The organism is Larkinella humicola (genome assembly GCF_008727875.1).
Taxonomy (GTDB): Bacteria; Bacteroidota; Bacteroidia; order Cytophagales; family Spirosomataceae; genus Larkinella; species Larkinella humicola.
The window spans coordinates 798,036-812,950 of record NZ_VTWS01000001.1 but is presented as its reverse complement, the minus strand read 5'-3'; the positions used below and the strand labels follow the sequence as shown (position 1 = coordinate 812,950).

The 14,915-nt window shown below is 51.2% G+C and carries 10 protein-coding genes; 7 read left to right on the top strand and 3 right to left on the bottom strand.

The genetic code is table 11. From position 1 onward, the window contains the following. Positions 1 to 20: 20 nt before the first annotated feature. The gene (locus F0P93_RS03425) at positions 21 to 2,549 is read right to left on the bottom strand and encodes a DUF5686 and carboxypeptidase-like regulatory domain-containing protein (protein ID WP_150874941.1); all 2,529 of its coding nucleotides are present in this window, start codon (positions 2,547 to 2,549) and stop codon (positions 21 to 23) included. Positions 2,550 to 2,849: 300 nt separating this feature from the next. Here F0P93_RS03425 and F0P93_RS03420 point away from each other — a divergent pair, with 300 nt between their 5' ends. Genes F0P93_RS03420 through F0P93_RS03410 form a run of 3 tightly spaced genes read left to right on the top strand, consistent with a single transcriptional unit; the run spans position 2,850 to position 8,519 of the window. After that, positions 2,850 to 3,989, top strand: a complete 1,140-nt coding sequence (locus F0P93_RS03420; protein ID WP_225309358.1) for a Pycsar system effector family protein — start codon at positions 2,850 to 2,852, stop codon at positions 3,987 to 3,989. Positions 3,990 to 4,005: 16 nt separating this feature from the next. After that, the gene (locus tag F0P93_RS03415) at positions 4,006 to 4,860 is read left to right on the top strand and encodes an SdiA-regulated domain-containing protein (RefSeq protein WP_150874940.1); all 855 of its coding nucleotides are present in this window, start codon (positions 4,006 to 4,008) and stop codon (positions 4,858 to 4,860) included. A gap of 20 nt (positions 4,861 to 4,880) precedes the next feature. Next, entirely contained in the window at positions 4,881 to 8,519 is a 3,639-nt protein-coding gene (locus F0P93_RS03410) for a BamA/TamA family outer membrane protein (protein WP_150874939.1), read from the top strand. A gap of 2 nt (positions 8,520 to 8,521) precedes the next feature. Here F0P93_RS03410 and F0P93_RS03405 read toward each other — a convergent pair whose 3' ends face one another. Further along, positions 8,522 to 9,850 (bottom strand): adenylate/guanylate cyclase domain-containing protein, encoded by a 1,329-nt coding sequence (locus F0P93_RS03405; protein WP_150874938.1) that lies wholly within the window; start codon positions 9,848 to 9,850, stop codon positions 8,522 to 8,524. A gap of 213 nt (positions 9,851 to 10,063) precedes the next feature. Between F0P93_RS03405 and F0P93_RS03400 the strand changes: the two genes are divergently transcribed. Genes F0P93_RS03400 through F0P93_RS03385 form a run of 4 tightly spaced genes read left to right on the top strand, consistent with a single transcriptional unit; the run spans position 10,064 to position 13,604 of the window. Further along, positions 10,064 to 11,476 carry a CotH kinase family protein gene (locus tag F0P93_RS03400; RefSeq protein WP_225309357.1) on the top strand — a complete coding sequence of 471 codons (1,413 nt, stop codon included), beginning with the start codon at positions 10,064 to 10,066 and terminating at the stop codon, positions 11,474 to 11,476. 8 nt (positions 11,477 to 11,484) lie between these two features. Continuing rightward, complete coding sequence (locus tag F0P93_RS03395; RefSeq protein ID WP_150874936.1) at positions 11,485 to 12,291, top strand: polyphosphate polymerase domain-containing protein; 807 nt, start codon at positions 11,485 to 11,487, stop codon at positions 12,289 to 12,291. Continuing rightward, positions 12,257 to 12,919: a DUF4956 domain-containing protein gene (locus tag F0P93_RS03390; protein ID WP_150874935.1), complete on the top strand. Its 663-nt coding sequence runs from the start codon at positions 12,257 to 12,259 to the stop codon at positions 12,917 to 12,919. The genes F0P93_RS03395 and F0P93_RS03390 overlap by 35 nt, the downstream gene beginning before the upstream one ends. Next, positions 12,870 to 13,604, top strand: coding sequence for a DUF2490 domain-containing protein (locus tag F0P93_RS03385; RefSeq protein WP_225309356.1), 735 nt, complete (start codon positions 12,870 to 12,872; stop codon positions 13,602 to 13,604). Before F0P93_RS03390 ends, F0P93_RS03385 begins: the two co-directional genes overlap by 50 nt. Positions 13,605 to 13,724: 120 nt before the next feature. On the opposite strand, the gene F0P93_RS03380 is transcribed toward F0P93_RS03385, so the two are convergent. Further along, positions 13,725 to 14,837, bottom strand: a complete 1,113-nt coding sequence (locus tag F0P93_RS03380; RefSeq protein WP_150874934.1) for a DKNYY domain-containing protein — start codon at positions 14,835 to 14,837, stop codon at positions 13,725 to 13,727. Positions 14,838 to 14,915 lie beyond the last annotated feature (78 nt).

Below are 14,915 nucleotides of genomic sequence, written 5' to 3'. Positions count from 1 at the left end.
TTACGGCTGCAAGATAACCGTTATAAATTTACCCAGGCCGAAACTTTGATTCCAAAGGTCGAAATATTGGGATTGTTCCGGTAGGTCAGGCGGTGAATCGCATCGACGCGAAACACCTTGAAGATGTTGTCGATGCCGTAACCGACTTCCACATACGGCGCCCGGCTCAGCGACTGGAATCCCAAAACCGGTTGGCCCAACTGGTCGGTGGCCGGTATGAGCGCCGTGTTGGCTTGACTAACACCGCCCATCAGGATATTTCCCGTGGCCAGAAACCGCCATTTTAGCCGCCGAATTGCCGGAATCCGGTTGAAAAACAAGCCTTCAAAATTATGTTCGGCCATCACGCCCACGTAGCGATCGGTGACAAATTCAAAGAAATTCATCAGGTTATACGAGTTCTCGACCCGGAAAAATGTCTCGTTGCCCAGCGGCATGTACAGCAACGGATACGGGATCGTGGAGGGAATGTAACCGGCATTGACCTGGTAACGGGTTCGGCCCAGAACGCCCATCCGGAACGAATGGCGCACATTCAGGCTAAACCGGTGGTAAGAAAAATCGCCGTGCAGAACGTCCTGCATCCCCAACTGGTAGCGAAACGTGAACACCGGATTGTTGCTGCCTTCCACACTGAACCGGTCGTTGTCGCTTTGAATCATCAGCGAACCGGGAGCAAACCGCGTTTCAAACAGCAACTCGGTGGTGCGGTATTGACTGGCGGTGATCGTTTCCCGATCGTTGGTGTTGTAGGCAAACGGAAAGAGCGGCTCGAAAGACCGGTTTCGTAAACTGATCGTTTGCGTTATTCCCTTGCCCAGTTCACTTCGGAGGTAGGTATTGTGAAACTCCTGCATGTAGGGACGGCGCAGCGTTCCGAAACGGGTATAAGCCGCAAAAATCGTGTTGCCGCCCAGGTTTTCCGACGATGTTCCCAGTCGTTCGATGTCGTAGCTTTTCTGGATACCGACAATCGTATACGGTTTTTTACTGACCACGTAGTCGATGTTCATACCGTATTTGAGTTGCTGGTCGCGCGTTCCGTAGGCCAGGTAACCGCCCAGAATCCACCGGCGGCTAAACCCCGAATTCGTCCGCAAGCCCAGTCGCAGGCGGTGCCCTTCGACATTGTTGAAAGCGTAGCTGTTTAGCAATGGTCCCACATCGAGGTGAAGGGGCCCCAATGGATAATAACCCACGGCAGTAAGATTCACTACCTGCCCCAGAAATTTCATGAAAGGTACATTTCGTACGGAATCGACAATGGTAAAAGCCCTCAGTTCGTCCGGATCCAGTCCTTCGGGGCGAATCGTTTGCCAGAATGCCGGGGATTTTTCGTTGTAGTTTTCGGCCAGTTCCAGGGGTGGTTCGTAAAATTTCGACTCTTTGGGCACATTGACTTTTACGTTCCGGGCTGCTACGTACATTCGAACCAACGCACCGGGCGCATTGGGCGTCGGCTCATCGGTATCGATCAGCAGTTGCGTTAAAACCGGCAAACGAACCGAAGACGTCTGCGTGCTGTCGCCCACATCCTCCCATTCCTGTTCGATCCGGATTTCATCGACAAAATTGATGTTGGCGCGCTGGTCGATTTTGGCGTCGATCTGCGTGAGACCCATGCGGGTGGTGTCGATCCAGGCCGTACCGGAAAACGCCAGATCGGTAGGCCGTTTGGGTTCAAAGTCCACCTGAAAACAGACGAGTCCACCAACCGTGACCGTATCGATCAGCCGGAATTTGTAAACCGTTTGCCAGGCCTGACCCAGCGGAGAGGGCAGGTCTTTCCGCAGCAGGCTGATGTAATTGCGGTAGAAATTGTATTGCTGAAACGACGAACCGGTCAACTGCGCCGAAACCCCGCCGTCGCTGATGCCTACACCCGAAGCCCGGCTTTTCAAGATCCGTTCTTTTACTTTATGGGGATTCGCCCGCTGGTAGTATTCCGAAAACGTTTCCGAAACAAACACCGGAACCGCCGGTTTTCCCTGGCTGTCGTAAATGGCCGGCAATTTGGAGAGCAACCGGCCGACCGGGCCTCCTTTTCGGCCATTTTTGCGTTCGTTGGCAAAATTGTTGACGTAGGCTTCCACTTTGGAATAACTTTCATACTGAAAAGCCGTCAGTTGGTCGGGATCGAACTGGTCGCGCCGACGAATTGCTTCCTTGATGATGCGGTAGGCCGGATCACCGCCTTTGGCATATATTTTTACTTCCTGAAGTTTGGTAGCGGAGGAGGTCAGAACGGCGTCGATGGCCTGGCTGGCCACCGGAATGATGCGGTAGGCCCGGTTCTGATAACCCAGACTGGAGAACAGGAGGGAGTCGCCGGTTTGGGTGGAGGTCAGTGAAAACCTGCCATTTTCGTCCGAGGTTGTTCCAACGGTTTTGCCTTTAATGGCTATATTGGCGAACGGAATGCCTTCTCCGGTAACAGCGTCGGTGACGCGACCACTGATCTTGTAGGATGTTTGCGCAAAAACAGGAAAAAAGAGTGCATTCAGGATAATGAAAATTAAACTGAATCGCTCCCGTACAACGTGCTTCATTCGGAAAGGCAGTGGTATGAATAATACCCGTTTAACACAAATCTAGTCAACAGAGTTTACCAAGTAAATTGATTTTATTTCATTTGTAGACGAATCGCCGAAATGTATAGACGAATCACCAGAATAATCCTATAAATTGTCCGCTGGGGAATCGTTTATCGGTATCACTTAGACTTTATATCCCATTTTTTGTCACAATCTGCAACCACTTTTTCCGTTAAACTCAGAAACTTGATTATGCCTACCGATCGATCGTCAGTTATCCGTACGCGGGAATACGCTGAAACGTTGCTTCATGAGATGCCAACTAACCTGGTTTATCACAATCTGACGCACACCCGCGAGGTGGTTGAAGCCGCTGAACTGATTGGAAAACAAACTGACCTGAGCCCGGAAGAATTGGAAAACGTGTTGATTTCCGCTTGGTTACATGATCTGGGTTATGCCAAAAGCTGCCAGCAACACGAAACGATTGGTGCCGAAATGGTAAAGCCTTTTTTGGAATCCCTTTCCATCGGGCCGGAACGGATTCAGGTGGTGGTCGACAACATTCTGGCTACCCGTATGCCCCAAAACCCGCAATCAAAAATGGCTGAAGTGCTTTGCGATGCCGATCTGTTTCATCTGAGTTCCGACCGTTTTTTTGAGCGGAGCGAAATGCTGAGGCAGGAAGTGAAAAGCGTCTATGGAAAAGTGGGCAAACGGAAGTGGATGCAGGGCTCTATCGTCCTCATGGAAAAACACCATTATTTTACCGACTACGGGAAGGAGGTTTTAACCCCACTGAAAGAAAAAAATCTCAAAAAAGCTCGTCGTAAGCTGGCCGAACTGGAAGCCGAAGAACAGGAGAAAGACGGGAAACCCTCGGATAAACACAAAACGGAAGAAGAACCCGATAAGGTGAAAAAACCGGGGCGCGGCATCGAAACCATGTTCCGCGTGACTTCCCAAAACCACTTCCAGCTCAGCGCTATGGCCGACAACAAAGCCAACATCATGATTTCGGTCAATACGATCATCGTTTCGCTGATCATCAGTATCCTGATTCGGAAACTGGAAGAATGGCCGCAGTTGGTCGTTCCCACCATCATGCTGACCGCCAGTTGCCTGGTAGCAACCATTTTTGCCATTCTGGCCACCCGCCCCACCATCACCAGCGGGCGGTTTTCCAAAGAAGATATTCACCAGAAGCAGGCGAACTTGTTGTTTTTTGGCAATTTTCACAAAATGGATTTGGCCGATTACGAATGGGGAATGCGGGAAATGATGAACGACAGCGATTTTCTGTATAGCAGCATGACCCGGGATATTTATTTTCTGGGGAAAGTGTTGGGTAAAAAATACCGGCTGCTCCGAATTTCCTACACCACTTTTATGTTCGGATTTGCAGCGTCCGTCCTGGCGTTTGGTCTGGCGGCCTATTATTTCCCGGTCAAATAACCTGTAACCTTTTTGAATGAAAAAATCACAAGTTGTCGTTCTCGCCCTGCTTTGTTTTTTAGGAGCATGTACGGCCAAAAAAAGCAAGGAAGATGGCGAAAATCAAGCTGTTAGCGAAGAAAATGCTTCCGAAAAACAGCCATTGGCCTACGACCTGAAAACGCCCACCCGACGCTTTACGCTTCCGCCCGATCTGGAAGAAATCTCCGGACTGTCGTACTACAAAGACAACCAACTGCTCTGTGTGCAGGACGAAAAGGCGGTTGCTTACCTTTTCGATCTGAAAAAAGAAGCCGTGACCGACTCCTCGGTTTTTGGGGGCTATGGTGATTATGAAGGCATCGAATGGGCCAAAGGCGAGATTTATACCCTGAAAAGTAATGGCGATCTGTACCATTTTAAGCCATTTTCGAAGGAAATTGCCCGCACACCCACGGATTTGCCGTCTAAAACGGAGGTGGAAGGCCTGGCGTACGATGCCGAAACCGAACGGCTGCTGATTGCGGTGAAAGAAAACTCCAAGAAGAACGAGAAGGCGGTTTATACGTACGACATCAAAACGAAGGTGGTTTACAAAGGCTTGACTATCAAAGACGACGTTTTGACCCAGGCTGGCGTGGCGGCTCCTAAATTCAAGCCGTCGGGTTTGGCTGTTCATCCAAAGACCGGTGACTTGTATTTCCTGACTTCGGTTGGAAAAAGGATCGTTGTGCTCAATCGGAAGGGGAAGGTCGTTGCCACCGAAGCCCTCGACCCAAAACTGTATCGCCAACCCGAAGGCATTTGCTTTGCGCCCGACGGAACGCTCTACATCGCCAGCGAAGGGGACGGAAAACCCGGTTATATTCTCGAGTTTGCGAACCAGCCGTAAATCCGAATTGTACTAGGCGTATGAAAATACTCTACACAGCCTTTCTTTTGTTAATATGTTTTCCCTTCCGGGTCGTCGCCCAGTCGAAACCCTATACGGTTTTTCTGTTGGGCGACGCGGGCGAACCCCAGCCGGAAGGGGATGTGGTTTTGAAAACCGTTCGAAGCCAGTTGCTGACCAGCGGGGCCAACAGCAGTTTGATTTACCTCGGCGATAACATTTATCCCCGGGGCTTACCCGACTCGTCTCATGCTGACCGTGGCGATGCCGAACGCCGGATGCGAGATCAACTCGCCATCCTGTCGGGTTTTAAAGGACGTGCTTTCGTCATTCCGGGCAACCACGACTGGCAGCAGGGTAAGCGGGAAGGCTGGGACCGGGTGCGGAACCAGGCCGCCTTCGTAACCGCCGAACTGGGTCGTGAAGACGTGTTTTTTCCGAAAGACGGCTGTCCGGGACCGGTCGAAGTAGCGTTGAATGACGAGATTACCCTGGTTTTGATCGATACCCAATGGTGGCTTCATCCCTGGGACAAACCGGGTGAAGAATCGGATTGCGAAGCGAAAGATCTGCCTTCTTTTCTGCTGTTGCTGGACGATGTGCTGGCCCGAAATCAGAACAAAAAAGTGGTGCTGGCCGGCCATCACCCGATGTATAGCCACGGCGAACACGGGGGGTATTTTACACTTAAGGACCATCTTTTTCCATTAACCGACCTCAATCCGTCTCTCTACATTCCCTTGCCGGTTTTGGGATCGATCTACCCGGTTTATCGCTCGTTGATTGGCAATATTCAGGACATTCAGCATCCGAAGTACAAACTGATGCGGAACGGCATAGTTTCGCTGCTGAAAAAATACCGGAATGTCGTGTATGTCAACGGACATGACCACAACGAGCAGTTGATTCTGCGGGATTCCATCTATTACGTCACCAGCGGCAGCGGTTCCAAATCCGTATCGGTTAAAAAGGGGCGGCACAGTTTATTTGCTTCATCGGCGAAAGGATTCGCCCGGCTCGATTTTGAAGAAAATGGAAAGACGCGGGTGCGGTTTTTTGCCCCCGACGGCGGATCGGAAACCGGTATACTCTTGTTCGAAACGGCCTTTACGTTGCCCGTAAAGCCCCTGCCAACGCCCGCGTCTACGACGGCACCCACGGAGCAGAATGTCATTGCCAGTGGCCAGTATGCCGCATCGCCCTTGCACCGGATGCTTTTGGGTGAAAACTACCGTGATGTCTGGCAAAGCCCGGTTTCGGTTCCGGTGCTGAATCTGCGGCAGGAAGCGGGCGGGCTCAAACCCTTGCAGCGCGGGGGCGGCATGCAGACGTTCTCGCTGCGGATGGCTGGGCAGGACGGCAAGGAATACGTGCTGCGATCCGTTGAAAAGTACGCCGAAAATGCCATTCCGAAAGCGTTACGCAGCGGTTTTGTCAATGATCTGGTGCAGGATCAGATTTCGGCATCGCACCCGTTTGCGGCCCTGGTGGTGCCACCGCTGGCCGATGCCGTGGGTGTTTTTCATACGAATCCCAAACTGGTTATTGTTCCCGACGACTCGCTGCTGGGGCCGTATCGCCGGACGTTCGCCCGGTCGCTGGCACTGTTTGAAGAACGGGTAGATGGCAATTACGCCAACAGTTCGCAGTTTGGCGGGACCAAAAAAATACTCAGCACCACCAAGTTACTCGAGAAACTGGCGGACGACAATGACAACCAGGTCGACCAGCTGGCGGTTTTGAAGGCGCGACTCTTCGACATCTGGCTGGGCGACTGGGATCGTCACGATGACCAGTGGCGCTGGGCGAGTTTCAAAACCGATAGGGGATTGCAATTCAAACCCATTCCGCGCGACCGCGATCAGGCTTTCTTCGTGAACATGGGAATCATTCCGAAGGTGGTCAGCCGGAAATGGGCCATGCCGAAGTTCCAGGGATTCAGTCAAACCATCCGGGATGTTCCCGGTCTGGCGTTCAACGCCCGGTATTTCGACCGCAGTTTCCTGACCGAACCGTCGCTGGAAGAATGGCTGCAAACCGCTGACAGTTTATCCCGGCAACTCACGGATGCCGTCATCGATACGGCATTGAAGCAATTGCCCAAAGCCGCGTACGAGGAAACAGCAGCCACCATCAAAGCCAAACTGCAAAGCCGCCGGACCGATCTGGCGCGTTATGCGGAGGAACTTTACCGCTTTCTGGCCAAAACCGTCGAGGTGACCGGCAGCGACAAAAAAGAACGGTTTGAAGTAGAGCGGCAACCGGACGGGCCAATGACGGTGGTGGTGTCCAAGCTAAAAAAAGCGGGAGAAACCGGTGAACAACTCTACCGGCGGGTTTTCAAGGCGGACGAAACCCGCGAAGTGCGGTTGTTTGGCCTGGGGGGCGACGATGAGTTTATCGTAAAAGGAAAAACCAACGACGGAATTTTGCTGCGAATCATTGGTGGCAAAGGTCGCGATCAGGTGACGGACAGCTCCTCGGCGTCGGGGCTTCGGCGGGAAACGGTGGTGTACGATTCGAAAAAAACGGTGGTAGACCCCGGCTCCGAAACGCGGGTGCGGCTATCGGGAAAATCAAAAATTAATGCCTACGACCGGAAATCGTTCCAGTACGACGTTCTGTTTCCGCAGGTTTCGGTGCAGTACAACCCCGATGATGGTCTTTTTCTGGGGGGCGGTTTTTTATATACCAGACACGGTTTTCGGAAAGAACCGTATGCCCAGCAGCACCGGTTTGTGGTCAATCATGCGTTTGCAACCGAAGCCTATAATTTCAATTACGACGGAATCTTTACGGATGTGATAGGCAAAGCCGACCTTCGCCTGGATGCTGATTTGCAGGCTCCGAACTACGTTTATAACTTTTTTGGGCTGGGTAACAATACGGTTTTTGATAAACGGCAAGGCATCAAGTATTACCGAACGCGGTTTGAAAACATGGCAGTCAGTGCCCTGTTTCAGCACAAGATCGGCAGTTTGAACGTGTATTACGGTCCGGCGGTGGAAAGTATTGAGGTGGAGGAAAATCCCCGACGGTATATCCAGGAATTTGACAATACGCTACCCGATGGACCGGATCTGTATAGCCGACGGTGGTATGCCGGACTAAAAGCCGGTTTTCTCATCGACAACCGCGATAGCAAAATCCTGCCAACCCGAGGCACCTACTGGAAAACTGAGCTACGATTGTACGAAGGCATTTCAACCCACTCACAGGATCTCACGCGGATCCAGTCGGATCTGGCGTTCTATGCCAGTCTGCGGTTACCAACCACATTGACCATCGCTTCGCGCGTGGGGGGCGGGGTGAATTTCTCGGACTACGAATTTTTTCAGGCCAACACGCTGGGCGGTCTGTCGAACCTGCGCGGTTTCCGGCGAACGCGTTTTGCGGGGGGGAGCACGCTCTATAACAATACCGAACTTCGGCTGAAAGTGGCGACCATCCGGACGTATCTTTTCCCGGCTTATCTGGGCGTGCTGGCGTTCAATGATGTGGGCCGGGTATGGGTAAAAGGCGAAAACTCAAAAACCTGGCACCACGGCTACGGCGGGGGTGTTTGGCTGTCGCCGTATAAGCAGACCGTTATCTCGTTTCTGTATGCCCTTTCGGAAGAAGAAAAACTGCCGATGCTGCGGGTCGGTTTCCTGTTCTGAGGTCAGGAAAGTTTATACAATTCAACGCCATCTTCCATGCCTTTGACATCGACCACGCCCAGCAGTTCGGTCAGGGCCGGGTATTCGGACAGTTCGTTGATGACATCCTGCGACACCAGCATGTTGGTGCCGTAGACTTTGTTGAGTTGTTCAATGCGGGCGGCCAGAATGACCACGTTGCCGGTAATGGAGAATTGTTGCCGGGTTTCGGTGCCGATGTTGCCGATTACCGCATCGCCTACGTGCACGCCAATGCCGACGCTGGTGGGAATAATCAGATCCGCAAAGACGGCTTTTTTAATTTCATCGATGATTTCCAGACCGGCTTTGACCGCATTTTCGGCGGGGTTGTCCAGCGGAATCGGGGCGCCAAAGGTAATCATGCAGCCGTCGCCCAGAAACTGGTTGACAATGCCGCCGTGGCGGTTGACGACGTCGACAATAATTCTGAAGAACGAATTTTGATAGGCGACGACCTCATCGGCGGTGTGCTTATCGGCGTATTTGGTAAAATTTCGAATGTCCAGAAACAGCACGCTGACCTTCATGTGCTGGCTTTTCAGCATCCCCTTTTCTTTGATGATCAGGTCGGCAATTTCGGGGGAAACCTGCTGGCCGAAGAAGGTAATCAATTGATTATGCGTTTCGTTGCCTTCGATGGAGGTTTTGATACTTTTCTGGATTTGCCGGGAAACAAAACCGGCACACGCCCCGCACAACACCAGAATGCCCGCTTTCACCCCGTAGGCAAACGCTACGGACATGTACAGATCAAGCGAGTCGGCCACCAGCGACGGCTGTTCCAGCAGATACACACTCAGCAGCAGATACTCGGAACCCGCCACCAGACCAGTATAAAACGAAATCCAGAAGTTGAGCCGGAGGGTGGAAAGAATTATGAAAAAGTAATAGAGCGTGGCAAAGGGTGACAGCATGACCAGAATCGGATGGTCGAACTTGTCCGAAATCAAATACATCAACAGCGAAATGGAGGTCACTTCAAACGTCGCGTTCAGGAATTTGGTGAATTGAGGCATGTGAATGCCTTTTTGCAGCCATCGGCGGAACAGGTTCCAGATGCTCAGTTCATACAGGCCCATGAAGAGCATAAAGCTGAAGACCACCCGCAGGACGTCCATCTTGGCTTGGTGTGGAAAGGCTGACTCGGGAATGAACGAGTGAAAAAACGAGGCAATCAGCACGCCAACACCGAAAACACTGGCCAGCAAACCCGCCCGTTGTTTTTCGCGTCGCAGGTTTTCCTGCGCAAAAGCCAGGTGAAAATACGGACTGATTTCAGGCTTCTCTTTTTTGTGGTAAACAAAGGTCATAGCGTCACGGTACTGGATTGGTTAACATGACAATGCTGCCCGCAATTTAATTCCAGGAAAATACGGTTCCCAGTCCAATCCTACGAAGCGACGAACAAGGGGAGTGAACCGCCAAAGTAGTTTCGTGAGCGGACAAAATTAGCGAAATACCCTTGCAACGCTTTCAGAAATTTGTACGTACGGTCAAATAATGATTCTCAACCGTACATGTGCATGACACCATCTCGCCTTCTTCTTCTTCTCGCTTTGGTTGGTACCGGGTTTTCCTGCCAGCAAAAAGCCATCGACATTGAGCCGGGCTCGACCAATTCGGATTGGACCACCGAATCACACAGCAACGAGGTCGATCCCAATTATGTCGTCGTTTTTCCGCAGGATCAGGTCAATACCCTGGAAATAACCATGACTGCGGCCGAATGGACCGCGATCCGCGCGGACATGAAAACCAAGTTTGGCAGCGATTTCGGCAGCAGTGGCACAACCGGCGGAGGCATGGGAGGGGCAGGCGGTTTTGGTTCCGATGACCCCGATTATGTTGCCCTGCCGGTCAAATTTAACGGAAAAGTCTGGAACAAGGTTGGTTTTCGGCTGAAAGGCAACTCGAGTTTATCGTCGACCTGGCGATCCGGCATCTACAAACTCCCGTTCCGGTTGCACTTCGATAAATTTGAAGACGACTTCCCTGACATCAAAAATCAGCGGTTCTACGGTTTTAAGGAACTGTCGATGTCGCCTGCCTACAGTGATAATTCACTGATTCGGGAGAAAGTGGTGGCCGATATTTTTCGCAGTGCCGGTGTTCCGGCGGCCCAAACGGCTTTTTACAAAGTGTACATCGATTTCGGCGAAGGCCAGAAATACTGTGGGGTTTATACGATGGTCGAAGTGATCGACGACACGATGGTCGAGGAACAGTTTGGCGAAGACGACGGCAACATCTACAAACCGGAATCGACCTTTCAGCAGTTTACGCAAAGCCAGTTTGAAAAGAAAAACAACGAAACGGCGGCCGACTGGTCCGATGCCCAGGCTTTCGTGACGGCCCTCAATGCCACCACCCGCACCACCAATGCCGCCGAATGGCGGGCCAACCTCGAAAAAACGTTCAACGTCGACCATTACCTAAAGTTTTTGGCAGTCAACAATACCATCGTCAACTGGGATACCTACGGCGCGATGGCACACAATTATTACCTCTACAACGCCCCGGCCGGCAAACTGACCTGGATTCCGTGGGATCACAACATGTCGATGACCAGCACTGTGGGCGGGGGCGGCAACCCGGGCAATGGCGGGGGCGGGGGTATGCGGGCGGTTTCGATTTCCATGTCCGAAGTGACCAGTAGCTGGCCGCTGCTCCGTTACGTAGCCAATGATCCGGTTTATTACGCCCGCTACAAAGAACACGCCAAGACGTTTCTGGAAACCGTATTCACACCCGCCAACATGAACGCGCTTTTTGAGAAAAATACCAGCCTCATTTCGCCGTATGTCATCGGCCCGCAGGCTACCGAGACCGGTAAATATTCGAATCTGAGCAGTTCGGCCAACTTTATCAGTGCGCTAGGTGTCCTGAAAGCCCACGTGGTCACCCGCAACCAGGAAGTCAGTACGTTTTTAAAATAACCGCGTCCATGCGAACCCCTTTTCAAGTTGATGTCCGGGAAATTGAAGCCCGGGCGAGTTCGTTTGCACCCATTGCGCTGGCCGACATGGAGGGCGTCCGGCTGATGAACCGCACGGATACCAAATTCATGCTGCCCCTGCACCAGTTGCCCCGGTTGCTGACGGCGTTACAGCCCCATTATGCCTGGCTTGAGATTGATGGCAACCGGCTTTGCACCTACGAAACGCTGTATTTCGACACCGATGAGTTGCGGTTTTACCATGACCATCGCACCCGGCGGCTCAACCGCTACAAAATCCGGCAACGGCATTATGTGCAGTCGAACCTCACATTCACGGAAGTCAAGCTAAAAAACAACAAGGGACGGACCATCAAAACCCGCATTCCGAACGCCAGCCGCCCCGGCATGGGTTTCGACGAAGCGAGTGCGGCTTTTCTGATGCAAAATACCGGATATGAAACCGCCCATCTGAGGCCGGTTTTGTGGGTGAATTATACCCGTCTGACGCTCGTCAGCCAGACGACGGCTGAGCGCCTGACGATTGATCTGGACGTCCGCTTTCGGAATGGAACGCAGCAGCGCGGCTATCCGCAGGTCGTGATTGCCGAACTGAAACAGGATGCGCTGAAAGCGTCGGAATTTCTGAAACTGATGAAGCAATACCGGCTGCGGGAAGGCTCGCTGAGCAAATACTGCCTCGGCCTGATCAGTCTTGACCACACCCTGAAGCAAAATCTTTTCAAACCGAAACTAAAACAATTACACAAACTCCTTGCCGATGACGCTCCTGTTGCAACACCTCTCTACGCCTGACACCCCGGGATTCGCCAACCTGCCGGATGGCGTTTTCACCCGATTGGGCCTCGATCTGTTTACGGTGGTTGTCCTGATCCGGCTGGTCTACTACCGCATTTACCGAAAAACCGATCTGTTCCTGACTTTTTTTACGTTCAACCTCATCATTTTCCTGATTACCTTTCTACTGAATCAGGTCCAGATGTCGATTGGGGCGGCTTTTGGGCTGTTTGCGGTTTTTTCGATGCTCCGCTACCGAACCGAGGGACTTTCGGCCAAAGACATGACGTACCTGTTCGTGGTGATTGCGGTCGGTCTGATTTCGGCAGTCAGTCAGGGAAGCGGGTACCAACTGGCGGTTATCAACGGCTTGATCCTGCTTTGTGTGCAACTTCTGGAGGGAAACTGGCTTTTTCGGCGCGAATTCAGCAAAACCGTCTTCTACGACCGGGTGGATCTGATCGTGCCGGGTCGGCGACCGGATCTGTTGCTGGACCTGGAAAACCGTACGGGGCTGGATATTCACCGGGTTGACATTCAGGGTATTGACTTTCTAAAAGATTCCGCTCAAATCACCATCTATTATTACCAGGACGATGCAAAACACGAATCCGTTCAAAAAGCAGCCGCTTCGCTTCTCCGCTAACCAGCTTCAGGCCGGCCTGATTGTCTGGCTGATCGTGTTACCCGTGTTGGGCTGGTCACAAAGCACGGGTTTGGGGCTCTGGTCGGGGGTGAGTCTGGAGAAAAAATTTACAAAAAAGGTTGCCCTGCAAGTCAATACGCAGCTTCGTTTTAGTGAAAATGTATCGGTCACCCGGGCGTTCCTGGGCGAAGCGGGGCTATCCTACAAACTCAGCAAATCCTGGGAAATCAGCGGTTTTTACCGCTATACGGGTCGCAGGAAATGGAACAAAGAAACCGATGCGTATTATTACCGTCCCTATCACCGGTTTTACGGGCAGATTACATACGATCATAAAATCTGGAGAAACCTGAAACTGGACTACCGGCTTCGGTACCAAAATCAGTTTAAAGATGATACCGAGGGGCTGGTAGCGGCTGGAAGTTATTTGCGGAATAAAGTTGAATTATCGTATAAAAACTCCTCCCGATTGACCCCTTTTATCTCCGCTGATGTATTTTATCTGGTCGGCGTTGAATTTGACCAAATCCGCTATAAAGCGGGAGTTACGATGGATTTAACCAAAGTGCAAAGCCTGGATTTGTCGGTATTTAAAGATGTGGCTATGAGTGACTCTGACGAAAGCAGCGGGACGGTAATTGGCGTAACGTATAAAGTTAAATTCGGATATAAAAGAAAAAAGTAGAGATGGAATAATTTTAGTTCTTACGCTTTCGTCCCTAAATTCCCTAAAGGGGACTTGGACACCGAAGTGTGCATAAAGTCCCCTTTAGGGGATTTAGGGGCGAAAGTGAAAGTATCCAATTCACAATTCGTCATCACCGGCTTTTTTTAATTTCCCCGTATGATACGCGTGTTTTGCATCAGCCGCATCCTGGTTATACACGTTTTCAACCAGTTTAAAACTGGCCGCATCGGCTCCTTTTACTTCTTTCCCATCGAAATAAACGTGTCTATTGTCTTTTGCATAACCAGATTCCAGGACGGTGAAGGTGGCTCGGTCACTGTTCTTTAGCGGCTTATCCTGGTAAAACACGGTTTTCTGATCCCGGGCATAAGAGTCATTCAGTAACTCAAAAGAGGCTACATCGGCTCCTGAAATGGGTTTGTGCTGGTAAAAAACCTGTGTCGTATCCGACAGATAGTCATGGTAGTTTGGCTCCGTTAGTCGGGCGGTGAGCGGGTCTGCGCCGTTTAGCGGTTGATTTTTGTAGTATACCCGGTTTTTATCTTTGGAATAATCGAGGTCTAAAACCGCAAATGTTTCGGGGTCTGCTTCGGGAATGACCTGTGCTACCGGCAAGTTGCGGACCTTCGGATCGGCGTAATTGATCCAGCAATAATATACCCGGTTTCGGTCTTTGGCAAAACTGTTTCCTACGACTTCAAAGGAAGGTCCGTCACTGTTCGAAATCATCGTGAGGGCGTAATAACCGAATATTTTATCTTTACAAAAACTGTAATCAAGGGGCTGGAGGGTGGCAATATCCTGTACCGGAAACAGCACGCCATTCGAATAGCCATGTAGTTTATCTTTGGCATAGCCATTCAATAACAGTTCAAAAGAAGCGGCATCTGCTTTTGGTAATCGCTTGATGCTATTTTTCCGGGAGGTAAAATACGTTTGGCCATCCAATGAATTATCGCAGTAATAAACCGTGGATTTATCTTTAGCATAATGCTCGTCCAATGCAACAAAACTAGCTCCGTGGGCTTCGATGTAACTTCCCCGATAATAAGCCGCAACGGCATCCCGGGCATAAACGGAGTTCAGTTCCTCAAACGAATCAAGGTCTTCCAGGTTGACCTTGTTGCCTTTGTAGTAGACGGCTCCGTTCTTGGTTTCATAGCCGGATTTCTTGCAGGAGAGCAGGAAACTGAAACCCAGGACCGACAGGATCAAATAGACGAATTTCATTTCTGGTGTGTAGTTGAAAACCCTTCAAAGGTAGAGTTGCTTTGACGGTTCGCCTAGTTGGAATGAACAGCCGGTGGG

Excerpts from the sequence above, each read along its gene's own strand:
- F0P93_RS03380 (WP_150874934.1), bottom strand. The coding sequence starts at position 14,837 with ATGAAATTCGTCTATTTGATCCTGTCGGTCCTGGGTTTCAGTTTCCTG.
- F0P93_RS03415 (WP_150874940.1), top strand. The coding sequence starts at position 4,006 with ATGAAAAAATCACAAGTTGTCGTTCTCGCCCTGCTTTGTTTTTTAGGA.
- F0P93_RS03410 (WP_150874939.1), top strand. The coding sequence starts at position 4,881 with ATGAAAATACTCTACACAGCCTTTCTTTTGTTAATATGTTTTCCCTTC.
- F0P93_RS03395 (WP_150874936.1), top strand. The coding sequence starts at position 11,485 with ATGCGAACCCCTTTTCAAGTTGATGTCCGGGAAATTGAAGCCCGGGCG.
- F0P93_RS03425 (WP_150874941.1), bottom strand. The coding sequence starts at position 2,549 with ATGAAGCACGTTGTACGGGAGCGATTCAGTTTAATTTTCATTATCCTG.
- F0P93_RS03385 (WP_225309356.1), top strand. The coding sequence starts at position 12,870 with ATGCAAAACACGAATCCGTTCAAAAAGCAGCCGCTTCGCTTCTCCGCT.
- F0P93_RS03400 (WP_225309357.1), top strand. The coding sequence starts at position 10,064 with ATGACACCATCTCGCCTTCTTCTTCTTCTCGCTTTGGTTGGTACCGGG.
- F0P93_RS03420 (WP_225309358.1), top strand. The coding sequence starts at position 2,850 with ATGCCAACTAACCTGGTTTATCACAATCTGACGCACACCCGCGAGGTG.
- F0P93_RS03405 (WP_150874938.1), bottom strand. The coding sequence starts at position 9,850 with ATGACCTTTGTTTACCACAAAAAAGAGAAGCCTGAAATCAGTCCGTAT.
- F0P93_RS03390 (WP_150874935.1), top strand. The coding sequence starts at position 12,257 with ATGACGCTCCTGTTGCAACACCTCTCTACGCCTGACACCCCGGGATTC.